Source organism: Streptomyces sp. WG5, from assembly GCF_049974565.1.
Lineage (GTDB): Bacteria > Actinomycetota > Actinomycetes > Streptomycetales > Streptomycetaceae > Streptomyces.
Window position 1 is genome coordinate 104893 of the sequence record NZ_JBNGGC010000005.1, and the last position, 23431, is coordinate 128323.

General features: G+C 71.9%; 28 protein-coding genes, 3 tRNA genes and 1 pseudogene. 8 read left to right on the forward strand and 24 right to left on the reverse strand.

The features are described 5' to 3' along the window. Positions 1-53: 53 nt before the first annotated feature. The 17 genes from ACP4IX_RS06985 to ACP4IX_RS07065 form a co-directional block, all read right to left on the reverse strand. The gene (locus tag ACP4IX_RS06985) at positions 54-902 is read right to left on the reverse strand and encodes a helix-turn-helix domain-containing protein (RefSeq protein ID WP_426555001.1); all 849 of its coding nucleotides are present in this window, start codon (positions 900-902) and stop codon (positions 54-56) included. After that, a complete protein-coding gene (locus ACP4IX_RS06990; RefSeq protein ID WP_426555002.1) occupies positions 899-1639 on the reverse strand; it encodes a DUF6879 family protein in 741 nt (246 codons plus the stop codon). The genes ACP4IX_RS06985 and ACP4IX_RS06990 overlap by 4 nt, the downstream gene beginning before the upstream one ends. Before the next feature lie 157 nt (positions 1640-1796). Next, positions 1797-1976, reverse strand: a complete 180-nt coding sequence (locus ACP4IX_RS06995; protein ID WP_426555003.1) for a hypothetical protein — start codon at positions 1974-1976, stop codon at positions 1797-1799. Continuing rightward, positions 1973-2653 (reverse strand): hypothetical protein, encoded by a 681-nt coding sequence (locus ACP4IX_RS07000; protein WP_426555004.1) that lies wholly within the window; start codon positions 2651-2653, stop codon positions 1973-1975. Before ACP4IX_RS07000 ends, ACP4IX_RS06995 begins: the two co-directional genes overlap by 4 nt. After that, positions 2646-2810, reverse strand: coding sequence for a hypothetical protein (locus ACP4IX_RS07005; RefSeq protein WP_426555005.1), 165 nt, complete (start codon positions 2808-2810; stop codon positions 2646-2648). The genes ACP4IX_RS07000 and ACP4IX_RS07005 overlap by 8 nt, the downstream gene beginning before the upstream one ends. Then, positions 2807-3571 carry a hypothetical protein gene (locus tag ACP4IX_RS07010; RefSeq protein WP_426555006.1) on the reverse strand — a complete coding sequence of 255 codons (765 nt, stop codon included), beginning with the start codon at positions 3569-3571 and terminating at the stop codon, positions 2807-2809. The genes ACP4IX_RS07005 and ACP4IX_RS07010 overlap by 4 nt, the downstream gene beginning before the upstream one ends. Beyond that, on the reverse strand, positions 3568-4098 hold the full coding sequence (locus ACP4IX_RS07015; protein WP_426555008.1) for a helix-turn-helix domain-containing protein: 531 nt from the start codon (positions 4096-4098) through the stop codon (positions 3568-3570). Before ACP4IX_RS07015 ends, ACP4IX_RS07010 begins: the two co-directional genes overlap by 4 nt. Beyond that, complete coding sequence (locus ACP4IX_RS07020) at positions 4079-4315, reverse strand: hypothetical protein (RefSeq protein ID WP_426555009.1); 237 nt, start codon at positions 4313-4315, stop codon at positions 4079-4081. Before ACP4IX_RS07020 ends, ACP4IX_RS07015 begins: the two co-directional genes overlap by 20 nt. Beyond that, the gene (locus ACP4IX_RS07025; RefSeq protein ID WP_385956003.1) at positions 4308-4559 is read right to left on the reverse strand and encodes a hypothetical protein; all 252 of its coding nucleotides are present in this window, start codon (positions 4557-4559) and stop codon (positions 4308-4310) included. The genes ACP4IX_RS07020 and ACP4IX_RS07025 overlap by 8 nt, the downstream gene beginning before the upstream one ends. Beyond that, on the reverse strand, positions 4556-4891 hold the full coding sequence (locus ACP4IX_RS07030; protein WP_426555010.1) for a hypothetical protein: 336 nt from the start codon (positions 4889-4891) through the stop codon (positions 4556-4558). Before ACP4IX_RS07030 ends, ACP4IX_RS07025 begins: the two co-directional genes overlap by 4 nt. Beyond that, positions 4888-5250 carry a hypothetical protein gene (locus tag ACP4IX_RS07035; protein ID WP_426555011.1) on the reverse strand — a complete coding sequence of 121 codons (363 nt, stop codon included), beginning with the start codon at positions 5248-5250 and terminating at the stop codon, positions 4888-4890. Before ACP4IX_RS07035 ends, ACP4IX_RS07030 begins: the two co-directional genes overlap by 4 nt. A gap of 334 nt (positions 5251-5584) precedes the next feature. Further along, positions 5585-7105, reverse strand: a complete 1521-nt coding sequence (locus ACP4IX_RS07040) for a DNA primase family protein (RefSeq protein ID WP_426555012.1) — start codon at positions 7103-7105, stop codon at positions 5585-5587. Next, entirely contained in the window at positions 7105-7584 is a 480-nt protein-coding gene (locus ACP4IX_RS07045) for a DUF2742 domain-containing protein (protein WP_426555013.1), read from the reverse strand. The genes ACP4IX_RS07040 and ACP4IX_RS07045 overlap by 1 nt, the downstream gene beginning before the upstream one ends. Continuing rightward, positions 7581-7814, reverse strand: coding sequence for a hypothetical protein (locus tag ACP4IX_RS07050; RefSeq protein WP_426555014.1), 234 nt, complete (start codon positions 7812-7814; stop codon positions 7581-7583). The genes ACP4IX_RS07045 and ACP4IX_RS07050 overlap by 4 nt, the downstream gene beginning before the upstream one ends. Beyond that, positions 7811-8251, reverse strand: a complete 441-nt coding sequence (locus ACP4IX_RS07055; protein ID WP_385956012.1) for a hypothetical protein — start codon at positions 8249-8251, stop codon at positions 7811-7813. Before ACP4IX_RS07055 ends, ACP4IX_RS07050 begins: the two co-directional genes overlap by 4 nt. A 129-nt stretch (positions 8252-8380) precedes the next feature. Then, positions 8381-8614, reverse strand: coding sequence for a helix-turn-helix domain-containing protein (locus ACP4IX_RS07060; protein ID WP_386777105.1), 234 nt, complete (start codon positions 8612-8614; stop codon positions 8381-8383). Next, a complete protein-coding gene (locus ACP4IX_RS07065) occupies positions 8611-8799 on the reverse strand; it encodes a helix-turn-helix domain-containing protein (RefSeq protein WP_426555015.1) in 189 nt (62 codons plus the stop codon). The genes ACP4IX_RS07060 and ACP4IX_RS07065 overlap by 4 nt, the downstream gene beginning before the upstream one ends. A 95-nt stretch (positions 8800-8894) precedes the next feature. Between ACP4IX_RS07065 and ACP4IX_RS07070 the strand changes: the two genes are divergently transcribed. Both ACP4IX_RS07070 and ACP4IX_RS07075 read left to right on the forward strand, forming a co-directional pair. After that, on the forward strand, positions 8895-9452 hold the full coding sequence (locus tag ACP4IX_RS07070) for a helix-turn-helix transcriptional regulator (RefSeq protein WP_210952279.1): 558 nt from the start codon (positions 8895-8897) through the stop codon (positions 9450-9452). Between the two features lie 104 nt (positions 9453-9556). After that, positions 9557-10567, forward strand: a pseudogene (locus tag ACP4IX_RS07075) (tyrosine-type recombinase/integrase); the annotation flags it as partial. A 260-nt stretch (positions 10568-10827) separates the two neighbouring features. On the opposite strand, the gene ACP4IX_RS07080 reads toward ACP4IX_RS07075, so the two are convergent. From ACP4IX_RS07080 to ACP4IX_RS07090, 3 genes are all read right to left on the reverse strand, one after another. Further along, positions 10828-10901, reverse strand: a tRNA-Ile gene (locus ACP4IX_RS07080). 221 nt (positions 10902-11122) lie between these two features. After that, positions 11123-11195: transfer RNA gene (locus ACP4IX_RS07085), tRNA-Asn, on the reverse strand. Between the two features lie 5 nt (positions 11196-11200). After that, positions 11201-11273 (reverse strand) — tRNA-Asn (locus ACP4IX_RS07090). A 148-nt stretch (positions 11274-11421) separates the two neighbouring features. Between ACP4IX_RS07090 and ACP4IX_RS07095 the strand changes: the two genes are divergently transcribed. The 5 genes from ACP4IX_RS07095 to ACP4IX_RS07115 all read left to right on the forward strand — a co-directional run bounded on the left by ACP4IX_RS07095 (position 11422) and on the right by ACP4IX_RS07115 (position 17346). Then, complete coding sequence (locus tag ACP4IX_RS07095; RefSeq protein ID WP_426519638.1) at positions 11422-11727, forward strand: YtxH domain-containing protein; 306 nt, start codon at positions 11422-11424, stop codon at positions 11725-11727. Positions 11728-11803: 76 nt separating this feature from the next. Beyond that, entirely contained in the window at positions 11804-13258 is a 1455-nt protein-coding gene (locus ACP4IX_RS07100) for a xylulokinase (RefSeq protein ID WP_426519640.1), read from the forward strand. 126 nt (positions 13259-13384) lie between these two features. Then, complete coding sequence (locus ACP4IX_RS07105) at positions 13385-15118, forward strand: ABC transporter ATP-binding protein (RefSeq protein WP_426555016.1); 1734 nt, start codon at positions 13385-13387, stop codon at positions 15116-15118. Then, positions 15118-17046: an ABC transporter ATP-binding protein gene (locus ACP4IX_RS07110; protein WP_426519644.1), complete on the forward strand. Its 1929-nt coding sequence runs from the start codon at positions 15118-15120 to the stop codon at positions 17044-17046. The genes ACP4IX_RS07105 and ACP4IX_RS07110 overlap by 1 nt, the downstream gene beginning before the upstream one ends. Before the next feature lie 33 nt (positions 17047-17079). After that, positions 17080-17346: a hypothetical protein gene (locus tag ACP4IX_RS07115; RefSeq protein ID WP_426519646.1), complete on the forward strand. Its 267-nt coding sequence runs from the start codon at positions 17080-17082 to the stop codon at positions 17344-17346. A gap of 10 nt (positions 17347-17356) precedes the next feature. Here ACP4IX_RS07115 and ACP4IX_RS07120 read toward each other — a convergent pair whose 3' ends face one another. Continuing rightward, a complete protein-coding gene (locus ACP4IX_RS07120) occupies positions 17357-18535 on the reverse strand; it encodes an RNA polymerase sigma factor (protein ID WP_426519648.1) in 1179 nt (392 codons plus the stop codon). Between the two features lie 496 nt (positions 18536-19031). Between ACP4IX_RS07120 and ACP4IX_RS07125 the strand changes: the two genes are divergently transcribed. After that, complete coding sequence (locus ACP4IX_RS07125; protein WP_426519650.1) at positions 19032-19637, forward strand: LuxR C-terminal-related transcriptional regulator; 606 nt, start codon at positions 19032-19034, stop codon at positions 19635-19637. Positions 19638-19669: 32 nt separating this feature from the next. Here the strand turns inward: ACP4IX_RS07125 and ACP4IX_RS07130 are convergent, their stop codons facing one another. The 3 genes from ACP4IX_RS07130 to ACP4IX_RS07140 form a co-directional block, all read right to left on the reverse strand. Continuing rightward, entirely contained in the window at positions 19670-21412 is a 1743-nt protein-coding gene (locus tag ACP4IX_RS07130; RefSeq protein WP_426519652.1) for an ATP-binding cassette domain-containing protein, read from the reverse strand. Next, positions 21409-23133 carry an ABC transporter ATP-binding protein gene (locus tag ACP4IX_RS07135; RefSeq protein ID WP_426519654.1) on the reverse strand — a complete coding sequence of 575 codons (1725 nt, stop codon included), beginning with the start codon at positions 23131-23133 and terminating at the stop codon, positions 21409-21411. The genes ACP4IX_RS07130 and ACP4IX_RS07135 overlap by 4 nt, the downstream gene beginning before the upstream one ends. Positions 23134-23280: 147 nt before the next feature. Beyond that, a complete protein-coding gene (locus ACP4IX_RS07140; RefSeq protein WP_426519656.1) occupies positions 23281-23412 on the reverse strand; it encodes a SapB/AmfS family lanthipeptide in 132 nt (43 codons plus the stop codon). Positions 23413-23431 lie beyond the last annotated feature (19 nt).

Below are 23431 nucleotides of genomic sequence, written 5' to 3' on the forward strand. Positions count from 1 at the left end.
TAGAAGACGGACCGCACTGGTTGGGCGAGTTGTGACAACCGCTCTCAAGGTCGTTACAGAGGGTCAAGAGAGGCGCGAGCGCGGCCGATCAGGCGGCGTGCCGGTGGTCCGTACTCGGCGGCCTCGGCGAGCCACTCCCACGCCCGTTCGTACAGGGCCAGGTCGTCATCACCGGTCAGCCACAGTTCCTCGCTGATCGTCTCGACGATGACCAACCGGCGGTCGTAGATCCAGAAGCCGTGCGGCGCGGTGCGGCGTAGTTGAGTGCCGAACGGAAGAATGCCGATCTCTACGCGGCGTTGCCCGACGAGGTTATACAGGCGATCGAGCTGCTCGGCCATGACGTCGGCCGGGCATGAGCGGTGGTACAGAATTGCCTCGCACAGCAGAAAACGGAAACTCTTCTCCGGGTCGTACAGGGCCTCTTGGCGGCGCATGCGGGCGGCGACGGCGGCCTCGGTGGTCGGCGCGATACCGCGGAACTCCGCGTTGGCGTCGAAGATGACGCGGGCGTACTCCGGGGTCTGGAACAGGCCGGGTACGCGGGAGACTTCCAGGCCCCGGATCATCGCGGTGTGTTCGGTCTGGCGTACCGCGACCTCCTGTCGGCCGCGGTGGCCTCCGGCCAGTTGGCGGCGCCATGACCGGTGGCGCTGCTTCATCTCCAGGCCAGCGCGCAGCCCCTGCAACTCGCCTTCCGCGGCGGCCTGCTCGCACGCCTGCGCCCACGCCGTGAGATCGGCGCGGGTCGGTGTCTGCTTGCCGTTCTGCAACCGGGAGACCTTCGACGTCTGCCAGCCGAGTTTGGCGGCGAGGTCTTTGCCGTCGAGGCCGGCCTCGGTGCGCAGCTCACGCAGCCGCGCGCCGAGGGCTTCCCGGGCCGTCTGAAAGTCGCTGGTCACGCGCTGGAACGTACCTGCTCGGCGTAGTCGCTGGTAGGCGTGGCGTGGTGCCATGCGGCGTCGCGGGCCTGGCAGGCGGCGAGCACTTCGGCGGGGTCCTCAGTGACGTGGACGCCGAGGGTGGTGTCGTCCTCGTCGAACGCGAACCGGGCGAGGATCTTGGAGTCGAACAGCCAGAAGTCGTATTCGGGCAGGCGCAGCCGTTCAGCGTCGGCGCGGGTCAGGTTACGGATGTCCTCGCCTGCGGCGAGGTTGCCGGGTGCGCTGGCGAGCAGGAAGCGTTGCCCCTCCGTGGGCGGGGTGTCGACGAGGCGGACGCGTTCGAACCTCTTGCCCTGGGCGGTCTGGGCGGCGACGTTCTCGCGCCACGGGTTGGGCGGCTCGGCGGCGATGTCCTCGCCGTTGAGCCAGCGTTGCCATTTGGGACTGTTGCGGTCGGAGGCGTAGCCGCGGCGGGTCTCCAGTCGGAACGCGGTGTGCCGGAAGTCGCGGAACAGGTGGGAGATCGCGGAGAACGGCTGTAGCGGGGGCGTGTCGGTTCTGGGGGCGTAGCGGGTGAGGAGTGCTCGGGGGACGCGTACGAACGTCTCGGACGGCTTGACGTCGCGGAGCTGGGCGAGGTGCTCGGGGTCGGTCTCGCGGTCGCCCTGGACGAGGATTTCCTCGGTCTCCGGGATCTCGTACAGGGTGGGGCAGTCTCCATCGTCGCTGGTGGTGCCGATAAACCGTAGCGTCATGTCGCCCTCCGGTCGCCTGTGGTCGGACGACCAGGATGCGCCGAATGGCTGCCGACTGCCCGGTGATTGCTGGAAATTGCGGACAGGTGGGCGGGCTGCTGGGTTGCGCGCAATCGGGGACGCGACGAGGCCCCGGCGGTGAGGGCGCCGGGGCCTGTCATGCTCGGGTGCGGGGGCGGCCGACGAGGCGTTCGTAGTCGTCGGGCCATTCGGTGGCGAGTCGGTACCACTGCCAGGTGGTGAGGTGGCGAGCGTCGGCGAGGGTGGCCGGCGGGCGGAACACCCGCAACCCTGCGGGCTGCCCGTCGGCCTGGTCCTCATGCTGCTCGCTGCTCACGGTGCGGTGAACTGGGCGCCGATGGCGGGTACCCGTTCGCACACCTTCTTCGCTCGTGCGGGCGCGTGGGTGCACGCCTCGCTCACGGGTCCGGCCGCGTAAGGGTCGTCGGCCGGGAGGGCGAGGGCGACCGCGGTTGCGACGGCGTCGGCCGGGCTGATGGCTCGCACGTGGGTCGGGGTGGTCTTGCCGACGGCGAGGGCGAGTTCGCCGGCGTACCCGCCGCGGCCGATGCCGTAGCGGGCGCGGGTGTCGGGGATGCCGGCCTGTTCGGCCTCGCGGCGGATGACGTCGACGCGTTCGGTCATCTCCTTGATACGGCCGTGGCGGTCGGCGGCCGTGGCGTACAGGGCGGCGAGGGCGTCGACGGCGGTGCGCATCTTCACGGCCAGGCCCTCGGCGTCGTCCTGCTCGGCCAGGGCGGCGGCCTCGGCGGCGACGGCCTCGGCGCGCTTGTGCCGGTCGGCTTCGGCCTGGGCCGCGGCCTTCTCCTCGGCGGCCTTGATGCGGAGGCGGGCGAACACGCCGGCCTGCTCGGCTTCCGCCAGGGCGGCCGGGGTGACGGTGGTGTCGCCGTTCTCGACGGCGGCGCGCAGTTCGGCGGCGCGCTGCTCGGCGGCCTCGGCTTCGGCCTCGGCGGCGGCGGTGATCTCGGCGGGGGTGAGGGTCTTAGCCACGGTGGGTCTCCTTCGGGGGCTGGGTGGTGGGGCGTGTCGGGTTCGGCCCGGCGAGGTTGCGGGCGATCGCGGACGCGAGGGGGTTCGGCGGCTTGGCCTTGGCCTTGACGGCCTGGCGCTGGATGCGTCGGCGGATCGCGTCGTCAAGAGCGTTCATGCGGCGGCTCCCTTGGTGGCGTCGGTGAGGAAGGCGCGCACGCGGTCGCCGTGCTGGTGTGCCTGCTCTGTGATCGGGCGGCGCATGAACTCGGTCTCGCCCATCGGGGTCCGCGGCTGGGAGGCGGCGGTGACGTCGGCGAGCAGGGTCCCCAGCACACTGCCGCTGTGGAGCGGGGAGCGGGACTTGCCGGTGTCCACCGACAGGGCGAGCGGGTGGCCGTGCGCGTTGTAGCTCACGGTCGGCGCGGTCCGGGACGCGGTCGCCGGGCGCGGCTCCTGCGTGGCGTACCCGCCGCCGTGCTCGACCCGCTCGTACCGGATGGACGGCGGGGCGTCGGCCTGGCCAAGCAGGCGGGCGGCCTCGGTCACCGTGTCGTCGTGCCGGTCGACGGCGGCGACGAGGGCGGCGAGGGCCTGGCGCGCGGTCCCGTACGCGGCGGCGACGGTGGCCGGGTCGGCCTGCTTGTCGAGCAGGGTCACGGCCTGCTCGGTGAGGGCCTGGCGGCGGGCCTGCTCGGCGCGCTCGGCGGCCTTGCGGGCCTTGCGCTGGGCGGCTTCGGCGCGGAGGCGCGCGAACTTACCGGCCTTCTGTGCGGTGTCGAGCTGCTCGGGCGTCACGCTGTCGTCGCCCTCGCGGACGCGTTCGGCCAGGTGCTCGGCGGCCTCGTCGGCGGCGACGGCCTCGGCCTCGGCGGCGAGGTAGTCGGCCTCGGTCTGGGCGGCCTCGTCGGCCGGCGTGGTGATGGTGGCGGCGGTCATGCCGCGGCGCTCCTTCCGTCGGTGCGGCCGTGCCGGTAGTCGTCGAGTGCGGCGCGGTCGATGAGCCATTGCGGGCCGACGCGACGGGCGGGGAGGGTGCCGCGGCGGGCGAGGCGCCGTATCCACTCGGCGGATGAACCGAGCAGGTCGGCGGCCTCGCCTGCCGTGACCAACCCAAGACGCCCATGCGCGTCGAGGTCCACAGTGCCCGGTTCGGGCTGCGCGGTTGCGTCGGCGGAACTACCGGCCAGGGGCGGGGTGTTCCGGGCCTGTGCAGCCGTGCGCAGGGCGTACAGGAACGCGTGAGCCTCGGCAGTGAGCGCGCCTCCGTCGGCCCGCTGGCGTGCGGCCAGGTCGGCGACGACGGCGCGGCGGACGGCGGGAACCAGGGCAGGCGGCACGATCACGGACCCGTCGGCGCGGACCAGTGGCGCGAGGAACCTACGGATTCGGTATCCGACGGCGGGGGTGTCGTCGCTGGTCACGGTGGGGGTGCTCACAGCAGTGTCACGGGGTCGGCTGGTCATGCGGCACCCCCTCGGGACGACCGTTCGATTTGGTCACCGCGCTGTTCGAATGCGGTGCGGCCCTGCTGGACGAGGCGGCGCAGTTGGCCGCGTGGCGGGCGGCGACGCCGTGGGCGCGCTGGGCGGACCGTGCGGCGCGGTCGGCGGCCTGCCGCTCGCGGCGGGCGCGTACGGCGGCGATACGGGCCACTATCTGCTGCTCGACGTGGCTAGGCATCGGCGGCGCCTCCTTCTTGCTGCTGCTCGGCGGCGAGGGTGAGCAGTAGGCGGCGGATGCCGTCGGGGTTCATCGGGGCGCCGGCGGGGCCGTGTGCGGCCAGGTGCGCGACGCCGTAGGCGAGGGTGCCGAGATCCTCGCGGGACAGGTCAGCGAGCAGGGGCTCGACGTCGGCGGTGCGGTGTTCCGCGGCGAGGGCGAGCAACGCCCATGCGCGGGCGGTGAGCGGGGCGGAGCGGGTCACTGGGCCGTACCTCCCTCGCGCTCGTACAGGGCGACGAGGCGGCCCTCGTCGTATGCCTGGCACCACTCGGCGGCGACGGCGCGCATGCTGCGGCCGATCATCGACGTGTCGGCGTCTGGCGCGAGTAGGGCCATGTCACGGGCCGCGGGCGGCGGTTCGGGCGGTTCCTTGCCGTTCAGGGCGAGGCCGGCCGTGAACGTGCGCAGCATGGCGAGCGTGGACAGGCGGACGGTGCGGCCGTCGGTGAGGCGGTAGGTGTGGGCGAGGCGGCGCCGGTCGCGCTGCTGCTCGACGGTGGCCAGGCGGCGGGCCAGGTTGGCGGCGCGGTTCATCGGCGCTGTCCTTCCTCGTCGGCCTCGATGGCGGCGAGGCGCTGCTCGATGTCGACGTGCTCGCGGACGGGGAGCAGGGCACGCAGCAGGACGTCACCGGCTTTCACGCGGACGTGGCCGGGCTGCTCGGGGTCGGCGACGAGGGTTGCGAGGGTGGCGACCGCGTCGGACGCGGCGGCGGCGAGGCGTCCGGCGGTGTCGTCGAGGATGCGGGCGCGGACCTCGCGTACCTCGGCGGCGAACGCGGGGTCGGTCTGCCACCGCTGAATGGTGCGGCGGGAGACGCCGGCGCGCTGGGCGACGACGGCGAGCGGTTCACCGGCGGCCAGGGCGGCGACTGCGGCGGGGCGGCCTTTCACGGGGTGGGTTCTCCTCTCACGTGCGCGCGCGAGACACGGCGTGCCGCGCGGCGACAAGGTCTGTGGTGTGGGGGTGGCGACTGATCTGCGGTGCGGTCGCGGATGGTCCGGGTGTTGGTCTGGGGGTGGTCCGGGTGGTGTCGGACTGTGTTTGCCGTGGTGGCGGGCGGGTGGTCCGGGTGGTCCGGGTGGAGTGACGGAACTTCCTTCGGGGTGATGCGCGTACGTGCGTCTGTGCGCGCGGGATAGCTTTCTGAGTTCACCCGGACCACCCGGACCGGGGTCGCTGACCTGCGGGTTTACTGGTCAGAACGCCCGGACCGATCCCGGACCGCTACCCGGACCACCCGGGGCGCGGTGTTGGGCGGTCGAGTCGGACGCCTACGTACGACGGTGTCCGGACGCCACCGATGCGGATCTTGGATTCCTTGATGCCGAGACCTGCGGCGAACAGGTCACGGCTGAATGTGGGCTTGGTGCCCGGGTGGTCACGCCCCTCCGTACGGCACCAATCGCGCCACGCCTCGTACAGCTCGTCCTTCGGGGTGCTGGCTTCGGGGTCGAGATGGCACCAGTCGGCGAGGAAGGCGCGGATCGGGCTGGTGCTGGCGTTGAGCAGGGCTACGGCTTCGGCCGACGAGGCGGGCTCGACGAGGCGCCCGCGGCGGGTGAGCCGGTCGAGTCCGTCGAGTGCCCAGTTAAAAATGCCGGGCAGTTCGCGCGAGAGGTCGCGGTCAAGGGTCGTGTCCTCGCGGCCGAGGTTGCTGATCGTCATGGTGAGGATGAGCAACCGGGATGCGATCGCGCCTGATGAGTCGCGGAACGCCGGCAGTTCGTTGGACAGCAGCATGAACCGCGCCGGGAGACGGCCAGACCACGGTTCCTTGTGCTTGCGGTCGACGGTGACGGCGTCCTCACCGGTGATGGTGAGCAGCCGCTCGACGATCGTCTCGGTGCCCTGGCGAGGTAGGCGAGCATCGGCGACGACGGCCAGGGACTTGCCGACGAGGTCGGCCAGACCGAAGTTCGTGGCGAGGCTCGACATGGTCGGGCCCGACATGTTGCGTTTCCCGACGAGGGCGGTGAGGGTGCGGGCGATGGTGCCTTTTCCGGAGCGCATCGGGCCGACGATCAACAGCATCTTGTGCAGGTCGGTCCGTCCGGACAGGACGTACCCGAACCACTCCTGTAGGGCGTCGATGGCCTCCGGATCGTCGGGCCACACGGAGCGCAGGAAGCCGAGCCACCGCGCCGGGGTCGGGGTGTCCGGGTCGTAGTCGAAGGGGACGGAGACGCGGTTGAAGTAGGCAGGGGTGAGCGGGTGCAGGGCACGTGTGGTGACGTCGAGCAGGCCATTCCGGCACGCGACGATCGTTCGGCGTTCGCCCTCGCGGTCGGGGGCGGCGAGCCACATCGGCGGCTCGACGTCACCGGGCAGGTGCACGATAGCGGCCAGGGCCTCCATGAGGTTCGCGACCTTGGCGGACGTGGGCGCCCATTCCGCGGTCTTCTCCTGGCCGTTGCGATCGGTCGTGGTGTAGGTGGCGTATTCGAGGCGCGGGTAGAGGTCGGCGCGCATCGCTGCTGCATCTTCCTCGTCCCAGTGCGGTCCGCGCCACCGCATCCACTGACCGCGCCAGTAGCGGAGCGATGGCATGCCGTGGGCCTGCCATGCGGGCAGCAGCGCGCGGGCAACGGCCATCGGGTGGGTGGGCGCCGGAAGGTGCGGCGCCTCGGCCTGCGTCTCGGCGGGCGGCGGTTCGTAGTCGGGCGACAGGTGGCGGAACAGCGGTACCACCCGCTCGGGCACGGGCCCGGCGGGTGGCACGGCGTCGCCGTAGGCGGCGGGGGTCATCAGGCGGCGTGCTCCTGGCGGTGGCTGGCGGGGAGGTCGATTTGGCGCCCCTCGACAAAGTGGCGGCGGTAGCCGGGGCGGCCAGGGACGGCGACGGGCGGCCATCCGGGCGTGGCGGTGACGGGTCGCGGCGGGCGGTGGCCGGCGCGGGCCCTCGTCTCAGCGATCGTGGGCCGTTTCGCCAGGGCGGGCGCGATGCGGCGTGCCTCGGCGTCCGCGTCGGCGGTGACCCGGCGGAACCACGCTTCGGGGTCGTCGACGAGTAGGCGGTCGAGTTCGTCGGCCTCGGCGCGGTGCTGGCGCCACTGCTCGGCGGCCTCGAAGATCGCGGCGGCCTTGCGTGGGTCGTCGGTGACGAGGGCACGCCAGGCGGGCGAGCCGTAGGGCGGCCACGTGTCGACTCCGAGCGCGGTCACCTGGGCGGATGCCCACAGGGCGACGGCGTCCGTTGCGGCGGGGTTCAGGTGGGGCGCGGTCACGCTGCGGTCACCTCTCGCGCGTTCAAACGAGTGTCGACCTCGCCGGGAGTCCATCCGGCGGTGAGCAGGCGGGATCGCTCGGCGAGCAGCTCGCGCACGCTCAAGCCGTACGAGGAACGGCCGTGCGGGGCGACGGCACACCGGATGGGGTCTCGGTGGCCGCAAGCCAACGGCGGCGTGCGGAGGGCTGCCAGGTGGCGGCGGCGCAGTTCGCGCGGGGTGCTGGTCACTGGCCGGCCTCCATCGCGCGGACGAGGGCGCGCATGGTGGCCAGGGCGAAGCGGTCGGCCTGGTCCTCGTCGCCACCGGCCGCGAGGGCCTCGGCGCGGGCGTGCTGGCGCCACTGCTCGGCGGCGTGGTGGAACTGGTGCAGGTAGGCGTCCGACAGGGGCAGGCCGGTGTACGCCGCGCGGGTGCGGGCGGTGACGTCCTGCACGGCGTTGGTGGCGCGTCCGATGCGGACACCGGGCGCGGGGTTGCGGTCGGGACCGGAGTGGGCGGCGTACAGGGCGGCGCCGATGGCGGCCTCGGCGGTGGCGACCGCGTTCGTCTCGACGGAACCGACAAGGGTGCGGGACCGCTGTTCGGCCGCGGCCGGGTCGGTGGCGGCGCGGTCGGCGTCGAGCAGCGTCGACGGGATGGCGGCGGTTTCTGCCATCATGGGCATGCGTCGTTCTCTTTCTTTCGGCAGGGCCCCGGGCTTCGTTTGGTCGCGATCCGGGGCCCGTGCTGTTGCAGGGGAAGGGGTGGCGCTAGGCCCTCACCGGGGATGTGGCGTCCCAGGTGGGGGCCGCTTTCAAGCCGCTGTGGGAGCGGCGGTCGTTGGGGGCTCGATGCCGAGAACGGCGAGCAAGTCGGCCCGACGGACGCGGTAGGCGTTTCCGAGCCGCAAGAGCGGGACGGGGAACTCACCGCGCCGAGCCAGGTCGTAGGCGAGGGTTCGACCTATGCCGAGCGCGCGGCCGGCCGTGGCGAGGCCGACGGCGGCGGGCAGGGCAAGAACCTCGGCCGCGGTCAGGGCGCGAATCATGCCGGCACCTGCTCGGCCCGGCGCTGGACCTCAACCCATGCAGTGAGGTCTTCCTCGCGGTACATGACGCGTCGGCCAACGCGGAACGATGCTGGCCCGGTGCCGACGTAACGCCAGTGGCGCAACGTGTTGATCGGGCGCCGAAGCTGAGCTGCGGCCTCGGGGAGCGTCAGGAGACCACCCACGGCGACAACCTCCTCTTGTCGAGTGATTACCGCTGAGAGCGTAGGCGTACTGATGTTGTAGCGCAACTACGCTGCCCTGTTGTAGCTTGTGGTTTATGAGCGCACGGGAATCAGGGCTCACGAGCCCCTCCGCGGAAGAGAACTTCGTCCTCCGGATGAGGGTGCTACGGGAAGCCCGTGGGCTATCTCAGGCCGAAGTAGCAGCTCGCCTTGCGCGAGAGGGGCTTGCCCTGCCACAGCAGACGATCGCCCGGATTGAGACGGGCAAGAGATCTCTGCGCCTCGACGAAGCACAAGCGATCGCCCGCGCCCTTGGCTCGGACCTCGCACAGATGACCAGTCGCATCGTGGAGATCACGGACGCCGATCGGCAGTACGAAGAGGCGCAGAAGCGCCGCGCAGAACTGGGCAGAGAACTGGGCGAGGTGCAGGCGCGACTTGAGCAAGCCACCCTGCACCAAACCGCGCTCAGGCACGAGGCCGACAGGCTCGAAGCGGCATACGCCGAAGCGGAGGCGGCCGCACACGCACTGTGGGAGGCAACCACGGAAGGCAAAGAAGTCTTGGCAGACGACGCCGAAGCTCTGAAGCAGAACTGGGACGAGATCGCGGCCCGAGTGGACAGCATGGACGAGGAGACCAACGAAGCGTGAAGGGATCGACGTACAAGCGGTGCAAGTGCCCGGCGCAGTACGACGCCAAGGGCAATCGCAAGAACTGCCGCAAGGATCACGGCACGTGGTACTACGTCGCCGACGTGGGCCGCGGTGCGGACGGGAAGCGGAAGCAGGTCCGTAAGGGCGGGTTCCGCACGTCAGACGACGCGGAAGAAGCGCTGAACAAGCTGCTGGCCAAGGTCGGCGAGGGCACCTACTCGTACGACGAGGGCATGAAGCTGTCCGTGTGGCTTGACCAGTGGATCGAACTCAAGGAGCGCGAGGGCCGGCGCGTCACGACGCTGCGGTCCTACCGGCACCACATCCGGGACTACATCAAGCCGCACATGGGGCACATACGCCTGCGGGACCTCCGGGCCTCGCACGTCGACCGCATGGTGACCGCGATCAACGACGGGAAGCTGTCGAAGACGACCGTTCGTCGGGTTCACGCGACGCTGTCGAGCGCGTTGCAGACGGCGGCCAAGAAGGATTTGATCGCGTTCAACGTCGCCAGGAAGGCGACGCTCCCGCAGGCCACGGAAACCGAGGTTGAGCCGTGGACCGGTGAGGAGCTGGGCGCCTTCCTCGACGCGATCGGCAGCAACCGGCTCGGCGGCCTGTTCGAGGTGATCGCGTACACGGGTCTGCGGCGCGGTGAGGCGCTGGGCCTGCGCTGGGACGACATCGACCTCGTCGGGCGCACGCTGACGGTGCGTCGGCAGGTGGTGCAGGAGTCCGGGCGGAAGAAGCGGAAGCAGGCGGCGGCGCCGTGCCCGTACTGCGAGGCCGGGCACCTGGGCGTGAGCTTCGGGGACCCGAAGACGAAGACCAGCAAGGGCCGCGTGATCGAGTTGGGAGACGACGTGGTCGGCGCGCTGCTCGCGCATCAGCTCCGGCAGCAGGCGGAGCGTGAGGAGTGGGGCGACGCGTACAAGGATCACGGCCTCGTGTTCGCCAAGGAGGACGGCGACCCGGCGCGGCCCGACGAGGCAACGCGCGCGTTCGCGGCCCTCGTCGACGAGGCCGGCCTGCGCCGGGTTCGGCTGCACGACCTTCGACACGGGTACGCATCGCTTCTGCTCGCCGGTGGCGTGCAGCTTGAGACCGTGTCGAAGATGCTCGGGCACTCTGGGATTCAGATCACGTCGAAGGTGTACGCACACCTTCTGCCCGGTGAGGCGCGCAAGGGCGCGGAGCGGGCCGCGGCGCTCATCCCCCGGGCACGGAAGACTCCGTCTGAGCGATCTTCCGGCGAGCGTGACCACTCTGTGACCACCCCGCGGGCAGAATCGGCCCCGGACGCGGGACCCGAGTCCGACGCCGAACGCTCCGACGCAGGTCAGAACGATTTTGCCCGTGAAGGGCAGAGTGGGGCGGGTGGGACTCGAACCCACGGCCGACGGATTATGAGTCCGCTGCTCTAACCGGCTGAGCTACCGCCCCATAGCGGCGTGTCGCGTACACGTGTGCGCGCCGTCTGCCGCAGCATAGCCGCTCATACGATCTCCTGCCTCGGATGGTCGGCTACCGCGATGCCTTCATGACCTTGAGGACTCCGCAGCGTGCCGTGTGGTTCCCGTGAGGTGCCGGGAGCCTGCCGGGAGTACCCGTGGGGCATGAATCCGGACATGAAAAAGGACCCCGCGGGGTCCTCGTTCACGATGCTCCCCCGACTGGACTCGAACCAGTAACCTGCCGGTTAACAGCCGGCTGCTCTGCCAATTGAGCTACAGGGGACCGAGCTCCTCGGACTGGACTCGAACCAGTAACCTGCCGGTTAACAGCCGGCTGCTCTGCCAATTGAGCTACCGAGGAATGTCTCGTTGCATCGAACGCATCCACCCGGGTATCCGCCAGGGGGCGCGCGCTCGCTGCGACACATACATTAGCGCAAGCAGGGGGGTGCTCCGCCAATCGGTACTCCCCGGCACCACAGAGCCAGAGCTAGGGAAGGGTGGCCGCCATGCGTTACCGGCTCACGTTCGTCGTCGGACTCGCGGTGGGATACGTGCTGGGCACGAGGGCCGGACGGGAGCGTTACGAGCAGTTGCGGAAGTCCGCCCGTCAGGTCGCGCAGAACCCCGCGGTGCGCAACACCGCCGAGTCGGCGGCCCAGCAGGGCAGGCACTTCGCCGACAGGGCGTACACCGCGGTGAGCGACAAGGTCGGGGACCGGATGCCCGACTCGGTGGCCCAGCGGGTGCGTTCCCTGCGTGAACGCGGCACGAACGGCAGTGGTGCGGACGACTGGGGCACCAGCAACACCTGACGACATCCGGCGGCGGCCGGGGCTCGTGGCTCCCGCCGGGTAAGGACACCTCTCGCGGTGCGGCAGAATTTCGGGCATGGGGATAGTCGCCGGGCTGGACAGTTCGCCCGATTTCACTCGTATCGTCGTCTGCGACTCGGACACCGGTGCCGTGTTGCGCCAGGGTTACGCGCCGCATCCGCTGGAGAGCCCCGAGGGCGGGGGCCGGCCCGCAGACGTCGATCCGCAGGCCTGGCTGCTGTCCCTCGGGGAGGCCGCCGGCGGCGGGCTGCTGGAGGGCGTGCAGGCCATCGGCGTGTCGGCGCAGGCGAACTCCGTCGTGCCGCTGGACGCGCAGGGCACCGCCGTGCGCCCGGCCATGGTGGGCGGCGACAAGCGCTCCCAGGTGGCGGCGGCCGATCTGATCGACGCGCTCGGCGGGCGCGAGGCGTGGGCGCAGGCCGTGGGCTCGGTGCCGCAGGCCGCGCAGCCGGTGACCAAGCTCCGCTGGCTGGCCAGGACCGAGCCCGAGGCCGCCGCGCGGACCGCGGTACTGCTCCAGGCCCACGACTGGCTGGTGTGGCAGCTGCTCGGGCGGCCGGTCCGGCGGACCACCGACCGGGGCGGGGCGTCCGGGACCGGCTACTGGTCGGCGGCGAGCGGAGGTTACCGGCCCGATCTGGTCGAGCTGGCGCTCGGGCACCAGGTGATGCTGCCGGAGGTGATCGGTCCCGCCGAGGCGGCCGGTACGACGCCGGAGGGACTGCTGATCTCCGCCGGGACCGGCGAGACGATGGCCGCCGCCTTCGGGCTGGGGATCGGACTGGGTGACGCGGTGGTGTCCCTGGGCGCGTCCGGGTCGGTGATGGCCGTGCACCACGAGGCGCTCGTCGACCAGTCCGGCATGATCACCTCGCTGGCGGACGCCACCGGCATGCACCTGCCGGTCGTCACCACGCTGAACGCCGTACGGACCCTGCGCGGCGCCGCCGAGCTGCTCGGCGTGCCGGACCTGGAGAGCCTGTCCGAGCTGGCGATGAAGTCGACGCCGGGCGCGCACGGGCTGGTGCTGCTCCCCTACCTGGAGGGCGAGCGCACACCGAACCTGCCGCACACCGCCGGGACGCTGGCCGGGCTGCGGCGCGAGTCGATGCGGCCGGAGCATCTGGCGCGGGCCGCGTTCGAGGGGATGCTGTGCGGTCTCGCCGACGCCCTCGACGTGCTGCGCTCCCGGGGTGTCGACGTACGGCGGGTGTTCCTGCTGGGCGCGGCGGCCGAGCTGCCGGCCGTGCAGGCTGCGGCGCCCGCGCTGTTCGGGACGCAGGTCGTCGTGCCGCAGCCGGCGGACTACGCGGCGATCGGCGCGGCCCGGCAGGCGGCCTGGGCGCTGGGCGTGTCCCAGGGCACGCTGGACCCGCGCACTCCCCCCGTCTGGCAGGGCGCGGTCGCACAGGTGCTGGAGCCGGGCGAGGAACTGGCCGTGGGGCAGGCCGTGCGCCAGCAGTTCGTGTCGGTGCGGGAGCAGACCCATCCGGGCGCGCTGCACGCGTGAGGACGCCCATAAGGCCGGAAGTAGCGCGCTGTTGGGTTAATCGGTTGAGGTAACGCGGGTGGAGTGTCCGACGATGGGGGCCACGGGCAACCAACTGCCCCTGTCGTCGACTCCGAGAGATCCAGCGTGCTCATACGACTCCTGCGGACCTATCTCAAGCCCTACAGAAAACCCATCGCCCTGCTGGTGGCGCTGCAGTTCCTGCAGACCTGCGCCTCCCTCTACCTGCCGACCCTGAACGCGGACATCATCGACAACGGTGTCGTGCGGGGCGACTCCGGTTACATCCTGAGCTTCGGCGCCGTGATGATCGGCATCTCGCTGGCCCAGGTGGTGTGCAACATCGGCGCCGTCCACTACGGTGCGCGGACCGCGGCGGCGCTCGGCCGGGACGTGCGCGGCGCCGTCTTCGACCGGGTGCAGTCCTTCTCTGCCCGCGAGGTCGGCAGCTTCGGCGCGCCCTCGCTGATCACCCGGACGACCAACGACGTGCAGCAGGTCCAGATGCTGGCCCTGATGACGTTCACGCTGATGGTGTCGGCGCCCATCATGTGCGTCGGCGGTGTCGTGATGGCGCTCGGCCTGGACGTGCCGCTGTCCGGGGTGCTGGTCGCGGTCGTGCCGGTGCTGGCGATCTGCGTGACGCTGATCGTGCGGCGGCTGCGGCCGCTGTTCCGGGCCATGCAGGAGCGGCTGGACGCGGTGAACCGGGTGCTGCGCGAGCAGATCACCGGCAACCGCGTCATCCGGGCCTTCGTGCGGGACGAGTACGAGCAGCGGCGCTTCCGGAAGGCCAACGCCGACCTCACCGACGTGGCGCTGGGCACCGGCAACCTGCTCGCGCTGATGTTCCCCGTGGTCATGACGGTGGTGAACGTGTCGTCGGTCGCGGTGGTGTGGTTCGGGGCCCACCGGATCGAGAGCGGCGGGATGCAGATCGGTGACCTGACCGCGTTCCTCGCCTACCTGATGCAGATCGTCATGGCCGTGATGATGGCCACCTTCATGTTCATGATGGTGCCGCGCGCGGAGGTGTGCGCCGAGCGCATCCAGGAGGTCCTGGAGACCGAGAGCAGTGTGGTGCCGCCGGTGGCGCCGGTCACCGAGCTGCGCCGGCACGGGCATCTGGAGGTGCGGGGGGCCGGTTTCCGCTACCCCGGTGCCGAGGAGCCGGTGCTCCGGGACATCGGCCTGACGGCCCGGCCGGGTGAGACGACCGCCGTCATCGGCTCGACCGGCAGCGGCAAGTCCACCCTGCTCGGGCTGGTCCCCCGGCTGTTCGACGCCACGGAGGGCGAGGTACTGGTCGACGGGGTGGACGTACGGGCCCTCGACCCGAAGGTGCTGGCCCGGACCGTGGGGCTGGTGCCGCAGAAGCCGTATCTCTTCGCGGGCACGGTCGCGACCAACCTGCGCTACGGCAATCCGGACGCCACGGACGAGGAACTGTGGCACGCGCTGGAGGTGGCGCAGGCCAGGGAGTTCGTCTCCGCGCTGGAGGCCGGTCTGGACGCGCCGATCTCGCAGGGCGGCACCAACGTGTCGGGGGGCCAGCGGCAGCGGCTCGCCATCGCCCGCACCCTCGTCCAGCGCCCGGAGATCTACCTCTTCGACGACTCGTTCTCCGCCCTCGACTACGCCACCGACGCCGCGCTCCGCGCCGAGCTGGGCCGGGAGACGGCCGAGGCGACCGTGGTGATCGTGGCGCAGCGCGTGGCGACCATCCGGGACGCGGACCGGATCATCGTCCTGGACGAGGGGCGGGTGGTCGGCGTGGGCCGGCACCACGAGCTGATGGCGGACAACGAGACCTACCGGGAGATCGTGCTCTCCCAGCTGACGGAAGCGGAGGCTGCCTGATGGCCGGGCCTGCGGGTCGCATGATGGCCGGGGGCGGCCCCGACCAGCGTTCGATGGACTTCAAGGGGTCGGGCAAGCGGCTCCTCGCCCAGTTCCGGCCGGAGCGGGTGACCCTGTACACGCTGCTGGCGTGTGTGGTCGTCAGCGTCGGCCTCAGTGTGGTCGGGCCGAAGATCCTCGGCGAGGCCACCGACCTGGTCTTCTCGGGGATCGTCGGGCGGGACATGCCGTCCGGGGCCACGAAGGAGCAGGTGCTGGAGTCCATGCGGGAGCGCGGTGACGGCAACGTCGCCGACATGCTCCGCAGTACGGACTTCACGCCGGGGCAGGGCATCGACTTCGGCGCGGTGGGCGAGGTGCTGCTGCTGGCGCTGGCGGTGTTCGGCGCCGCCGGGCTGCTGATGGCGGTGGCCACCCGGCTGGTGAACCGCGCGGTCAACCGGACCATGTTCCGGATGCGGGAGGACGTGCAGACGAAGCTGTCCCGGCTGCCGCTGTCGTACTTCGACAAACGGCAGCGCGGCGAGGTGCTGAGCCGGGCGACGAACGACATCGACAACATCGGGCAGACGCTCCAGCAGTCGATGGGCCAGCTGATCAACTCGCTGCTGACCATCATCGGCGTGCTGGCGATGATGTTCTACGTCTCCTGGATCCTGGCGCTGGTGGCGCTGGTGACCGTGCCGCTGTCGTTCGTGGTGGCCACGCGGGTGGGCAAGCGGTCGCAGCCGCAGTTCGTGCAGCAGTGGCGCTCGACGGGCGCGCTCAACGCGCACATCGAGGAGATGTACACCGGGCACACGCTGGTGAAGGTGTTCGGGCGGCAGGAGGAGTCGGCGAAGCAGTTCGCCGAGCAGAACGACGCGCTGTACGAGGCCGGGTTCAAGGCGCAGTTCAACAGCGGGATCATGCAGCCGCTGATGATGTTCGTGTCCAACCTGAACTACGTGCTCGTCGCGGTGGTCGGCGGTCTGCGGGTGGCCTCCGGTTCCCTGTCCATCGGTGACGTGCAGGCCTTCATCCAGTACTCCCGGCAGTTCTCGATGCCGCTGACGCAGGTCGCGTCGATGGCGAACCTGGTGCAGTCCGGCGTGGCGTCGGCGGAGCGGGTCTTCGAGCTGCTGGACGCCGAGGAGCAGTCGGCGGACCCGATCCCGGGTGTCCGGCCGGAGGACCTGCGCGGGCGGGTGGAGCTGGAGCGCGTGTCGTTCCGGTACGACCCGGAGAAGCCGCTGATCGAGGACCTGTCGCTGAAGGTGGAGCCGGGGCACACCGTCGCCATCGTCGGCCCGACGGGCGCCGGCAAGACCACCCTGGTCAACCTGCTGATGCGGTTCTACGAGGTCTCCGGCGGCCGGATCACCCTGGACGGCGTGGACATCGCCACCATGTCCCGGGACGAGCTGCGCTCCGGCATCGGCATGGTGCTCCAGGACACCTGGCTGTTCGGCGGCACCATCGCGGAGAACATCGCGTACGGGGCGTCGCGGGAGGTCACCCGCGGGGAGATCGAGGAGGCGGCGCGGGCCGCGCACGCCGACCGGTTCGTGCGGACGCTGCCCGACGGCTACGACACGGTGATCGACGACGAGGGCACGGGGGTGAGCGCGGGCGAGAAGCAGCTGATCACGATCGCGCGGGCGTTCCTGTCCGACCCGGTGATCCTGGTCCTCGACGAGGCGACGAGTTCCGTGGACACCCGTACCGAGGTGCTGATCCAGAAGGCGATGGCCAAGCTGGCGCACGGGAGGACGTCCTTCGTCATCGCGCACCGGCTGTCGACGATCCGCGACGCCGACGTGATCTTGGTGATGGAGAATGGGTCCATCATCGAGCAGGGCACGCACGGCGAGCTGCTGGCGGCCGGGGGCGGGTACGCCCGCCTGTACGCGGCGCAGTTCGCGCAGGCGGTCGCCGAGGTCGACTGACCGCGCGGCCACGGACACGAGGGGGAACGGGACATGACGGCGCACGAGGACGGGAACCAGGGACGGGGCCCCGGGCAGCCGGAGGCGAACGCGGCACCGGCCGAGGCCGGGGCCGGTACCGGACGCCGGTCGGACACGGCGCTGGGACTGTGGCTGCCGATCGGGGTCGCCCTGGGCGTCAGCCTCGGGCAGCTCAGCGGCAACCTGGGCGCGGGCGTCGCACTCGGGATCGGGTGCGGCGTGGCGATCGGCGCCGGCATCGACGCCAAGAAGCGGCGGGAGGCGGGCCCGGGCGCCTGACCGTCCCGCCTCAGTCGAGGTACCCGCGCAGCTGGTCCGCGTAGGCGTGGTCCCGGAGCTTGTTGAGCGTCTTGGACTCGATCTGGCGGATCCGCTCGCGGGTGACGCCGAAGATGCGGCCTATCTCCTCCAGCGTGCGGGGGCGGCCGTCGGCCAGGCCGTAGCGGAGCTGGACGACCTTGCGCTCGCGTTCGCCGAGGGTGGAGAGCACCGCCTCCAGGTGCTGGCGCAGCAGCAGGAACGCGGCCGACTCGACGGGGCTGGCGGCGTCGCCGTCCTCGATCAGGTCGCCGAGGGCGACGTCGTCCTCCTCGCCGACCGGGGCGTGCAGGGAGACCGGCTCCTGGGCGAGGCGCAGCACCTCGCCGACCCGCTCGGGGGCCAGCTCCAGGTGGGCGGCGACCTCCTGCGGGGTCGGCTCGTAGCCGCGTTCCTGGAGCATGCGGCGCTGGACCCGGATCACCCGGTTGATCAGCTCGACGACGTGGACGGGGACGCGGATGGTGCGTGCCTGGTCGGCGAGGGCGCGGGACATGGCCTGGCGGATCCACCAGGTGGCGTACGTGGAGAACTTGTAGCCGCGGGCGTAGTCGAACTTCTCCACGGCCCGGATCAGGCCCAGGTTCCCCTCCTGGACCAGGTCGAGCATGGTCAGTCCCCGCCCGACGTACCGCTTGGCCACCGACACGACGAGCCGCAGGTTCGCCTCGATCAGGCGCCGCTTGGCCAGGCGGCCCATGACGACGAGCCGGTCGAGGTCGTGGGCGAGCCGGCTGTCCAGGTCGGCGGCGAGCCGCAGCTTCTCCTCGGCGAACAGCCCGGCCTCCACGCGCCGGGCGAGGTCGACCTCCTCGGCCGCGGTGAGCAGCGGGATCCGGCCGATCTCCCGCAGGTACTGGCGGAACAGGTCGGAGGAGGGCCCACCGCTCTCCGTGCGGGTGGGCGGCGGCGGTTCGGGGGCGTCGGCCTCGAGGTCGGGGCCGGACGCCTCGGCCTCGGGGGCGTCGGCCGGGTCACCGGGGTGGCCGGCCGCTTCGGGGGCGTCCGCAGTGGGCGGCTCGTCCGGCCGGTTCTCGGGGTGGTGCACGGCACGGTGCTGCGCGGGCATCGCGACGAGGACGCCGCTCACCGCGTCCGGCTCCGTGCCGTCGGTACTGGTGTCGGTCTGGGCGAGGGTCTGGGTCTGCACGGGGGCGACCTCCAGGATGGACGCGGCCGAGGGGGACGGCAGCGGTACTTCGGGAGCGGAGCCGGCTCACTCGCCGCTGTCCGTCCCGCACGCGTTGAACGGAGCCGCGGGTTCCAGGGACCCGTCACGACGGATCGGCCGCGCTCCGAGGACTCAGGCACCGCACCCCAGTGTGGGGTACGACACATCACCGCCACGAGGGGCGTGCGGCGACTTTTTGCGGCCGGGCCCGACGGTGACCGGCCGGAATCGGAGTAACCCGAGCGGGCCCGGAAGCACGACCCGCCTCGGCGATCGGGCAGGCCGGTGACGGGCTCACGCCGGGGCGTGAGGGGCGCGTTCACGGCTTGTGCGGGGGCTCATTTCCCGCTGTTACGTAAAGACGATATCCAAATCAGCCATTTCACCGTAGAACCGGTGTCCTGTTGTGCTGCACTGGCTATTCGTTGACCGGTAACGACAACTCCCATCCCCGCTCGCGAATGAGGGCCGGTTCATGACGACGGTGCTGCTGGTGCACGAGATCGCACTGTGGAGGGCTTCACTTGCCTGCCTTCTGAGTACGGACGGTGAAATTCAGGTCAGAGTTACGACCAAGGGCGAGGTCAGAAACGCGGCCAAGGAGACCCTGCCCGATGTGTTCCTCACCGATCTGGACTGTCCGGACTCCGTTGAAGTGCTCGCCGAAGTGGAGTCGCTCCGGTGTCCCGACGGCACAGGGGGAGCCCTCGTCGTCCTGGCCCGCGGGGACCGGCCCGGCGCGCTGCGCAGGGCCTTCGACGCCGGAGCGCGCGGATACATCGACAAGTTCGGCACGGTGAGCGGCCTGCCGGAGATCATGCACAAGATCGCCTGCGGCGGACGGCACATCGACGAGTCGCTCGCTTTCGGTCTGCTTCAGGCCGCGGATGTCCCGTTGTCCCGAAGGGAACTGGGGGTACTCGCGCTCGCCGCGGAAGGGGAGTCCGTGTCGGCGATCGCCGGTGCGCTGCACCTGACGAACGGAACCGTACGGAACTACCTGGCCGCCGCCATACGGAAGACCGGAGCGCGCAACCGGCTGGACGCCATACGGCTGTCCAAGCAATTCGGCTGGCTGTGACCGGTGTGCGTACTCCCGGAGTGCGACCCGTCCTAATGGCCGTGGACACCGGTCAGTTCGCCATAGAGCGCCGAGCACTCCCGCAGTTCGTCCGGTGTCCCGCACTCGACCCGGGTGCCGTCCATCACCAGTACGCGATCGGCGCGCAATGCGGAGGCCGGACGGTGGGCGATGACCACCAGAGTGCGGGCCCGCTCCGCGAGGGCGTTCTCCGCGCGTGCCTCGGCCACCGGATCGAGCCCGCTGCACGCCTCGTCCAGGATGAGCAGCGGGGCCGTCGCCAGATGCGCCCGTCCCAGAGCGACGAGCTGCCGCTCCCCCTGGGACAGGCTGTCCGGTACGACCGTCCTGTCCAACCCGCCCAGCCGTTCCAGCAGTGAGTCCAGCCCGAGCGCCTGCACGGTCGCGGCGATCTCCCGGTCCGACGCGCCGGGGCGCAGATAGCGCAGGTTGTCCCGCAGCGAGGCGGTGAACACGAACGCGTTCTGCGGCAGGAGCGTGCGTACGGAGGTCGGCTCCCACGACGTACTCGCCCTGTCCCACCAGCGCACCTCGCCGGTGGACGGTGCGACCACGCCCGCCAGCAGACCCGCCAGAGTGGACTTGCCGGTGCCGCTGGGGCCCATCACCGCGAGGCGCTCGCCCGTCCGGACGCGCAGGTCCAGCCGGTCCACCACCGGGCGGGCGCCGACGCCGTACGCGAAGGTCACTCCCCGCAGCTCCGCCTCGTGCCGGGGGGCCCGGGACACCTCCTGGACCGGGACGCGGCGATCCGGTCCGGCCGGGGGAGGCACCGGGTCGGTGAAGCGGTCCAGGACCACCACCAGGCGCCCGCCCGCCGTCCCCAGCATGCTCATCAGGGCGTTCACGGCCGGTGCCAGAGCCTGCGTCAGGTACGTCAGCGCGCCCGTCAGCGCGCCGCCCGACAGCCCCTGCCGCAGCAGCCAGGGCGCGGCGAACAGCAGGACCACCGGTGGCACCCGGCCGCACAGGGCCGTCGCCACGACGCGCACGGCGTTCCAGCGGGCCAGCCGCCGCGCGGCCCGGGCCTGTGCGCGGGCGAGGTCCCGGCCGGTGCCGGACACCGCCGCCCGCGCTCCGGCCGCCGCGATGTCGCGCAGGGCGGACGCGGTCTGCCCCGCATGGGCGGCGTACGCCTCGTCGGCGGCCAGATACGCGCGCTGCCGGGCCGCCATCGGTGCCAGGGTGAGCAGGAACAGCGCCAGCCCCAGGGCGATCGGGGGCAGGACGACCAGCAGCAGCCGTGGTGCCAGGGCCGCCATCCCGGCCAGGGCGCCCGCCGTGGTGAAGACGAACGACCGCAGGGCCAGAACCAGGCCGGCCCAGCCGTCCCGGGCGATCTCGCTCTGATGCGTCACCTGGGACACCGCGCCGGTGGACGTCTCCCCGGGGCGGTCGAGCGCGCCGACGAGCGCACGGGCCACGGCCCGCCGCACCAGACCGTCCCGGAACGGTTCCACCAGGTCCGCGAGCCGCCCGAAGACCCCGTGGGTCGCGAGTCCCGCCGGGAGCGTGACGAGGGCGGCGAGCAGCAGCCAGAGCAGGCCGGCCGCCGGACGGCCCGCGAGGAACCCGTCGTCCAGCGCGCGGGCGACCCCGTACCCCCCGGCGAAGGTCTGTACGAACTCCAGGGTCGACCAGGCCGCCAGGCGCCCCAGGACGCCGGTGCGGGCGCGCAGGAAGACCACGCCCTCCCGGGCCACCCGCCGCAGCCCCCGGTCGGATGTGTCCTCGCGGGCGGCGGGCGCCGTCATACGCGTTCCTTCCCGCCAGGCGGCCGGGGCGCCTCCTCGGCGCCTGTCCTCGCCGCGTCCTGGTGTGCCGGGGCGTGGAAGACCGACCGATAGGCCGGATCCGCCCACAGCTCGTCGTGCCGGCCCACCCCGCGCACCGTGCCGCCCTCCAGCCAGACGACCTGGTCCGCACCGGCGGCGGCGGACAGCTTGTGGGCGACGATCAGACGGGTCGTCGTGCCGGCCAGGCCGTCGAGTTCCCGGCGCACCCGCCGTTCGGTCACCGTGTCGAGCCCCGACGTGGCGTCGTCCAGGATCATCAGGCGGCCCCGGTGCGCGAACGCGCGGGCCAGTCCGAGCCGCTGGTACTCGCCCCCGGAGAGCGGTGCGCCGGCGGTCGGGGTGTGAAAGCCGTGCGGCAGCAGTTCGACGAAGTCGGCCGCCGCCGCGCGGGCCGCCGCGCGGACCGCCCCGGGCGACGGACGGGGCACCCCGAACGCGATCGCCTCCTCCACCGTCGCCCCGGCCAGCACCGGCCGGGCGAACGCGTACGACACCTCGTGGCGCAGCCGCACCGGCTCGACGCCGTCCAGCGGCACCCCGTCCAGGACGACCGTCCCTGCGTCCGGGTCGGTGAGGCGCCCCGCGACCGCTGCCAGCACCGACTTGCCCGATCCGGACCGCCCGACCACGGCCACCGACGTACCCCCGGGCACCGTGAACCCCACGTCGCGCAGGACGTACGCTCCGTCGCGTACGACGTCCACGCCCCGCAGCTCCAGCGTGCCCCGGCCGTCCGGGGGAAGGTCCAGCGAGCGGTGCGGTACGGCGGGCAGAGCGAGCAGGGGTGCCAGCCGGCGCGCCGCCGTACGGCTTCGCTGGAGCGAACCCAGCGCACCCGTCAGCGAGCCGATGCCGACGGCGAGCATGGCGTACCGCGAGGCCGCCACCAGCCCGCCGATGTCGATCGCCCCGGCCGACAGGCGCAGCCCGGCCACCCCGACGACCAGCACGGTCAGCAGGGGCAGCAGGACGGCACTGCGCGCCGACGCGCTGCCGTAGACCGCCCAGGTGCGCCGTCCGTGGGTGCCGAGCGCGGCCAGCGGTTCGAGGATCCTGGCGTACTCGCGGGCCCCGGTACCGGCCGCGCGGATGGTCGCCGCGCCGTCCAGGGCCTCGGTGAGCCGTGCGGCCAGCACGGCCTGCTCGGCCTGGTAGTCGGCCGACGCGTCCGCCGTACGGCGGGTGAACGTGCTGAGGAGGAGGAGCACGGCGGGGAAGCCGGCGAGCAGGGCGAGCGCCGTCCAGACGTCCACCAGGACCAGCCCGGTCAGGCCGCCCAGCGGCAGCAGGACCCCGGCGACCGCACCCGCGGCCGTGACGGGGGCCGCGGCCGCGTCCGGGGCGTTGGCCGTCAGACGGGTGGTCAGGTCTCCGGCGGGGACGGCCTGTGCGTGCCGGGGTTCGGCGCGCAGCACCCGGTCCAGCGCCCGCGTCCGCATCCGTGCGGCGAGCCCCGCCGTCGTGGTGCCGCCGACGACCGCGGCGGTGGCGTCGAGGAGGACCTCGGCGGCGGTCAGGGCGGCGCACAGCCACAGCGCGGCCCAGGGGACGGTGTCCCCGGCCACCACGCCGTTCACGGCGCTGCCCAGCGCGGCGGGCAGCAGGACCGCGGCCACGGCGGCGCCCGTCGAACAGGCCCCTACCGCCAGTACGGCGACGGCGCTCCGACGGGTCGGCATGCGCGGAATCAAGCGAAGGTCCCTCCGCCGGGTGCGGATACGTCTGCGCGCGGGCAGGGGCGACGGCCGGACCCGGGAACGCTCCCGGGACCGGCCGGCCGCCGGCGGGCCGTACGGTGGATCACCGTCTGGCACGCCTGCCTCGCGTCACGGGGTGCAGAGCACCACGCTGAGCGAGCTGTACTCGCAGACGAGCAGGCTGACCTGGCTGCCGGTCGCCACCTCGCCGAAGGACTCCTCCGCCGGGGTGTCCAGAGCCTGGAGGTCGAGAAGTGCCATGATGCTGTTCCTCTCTCGT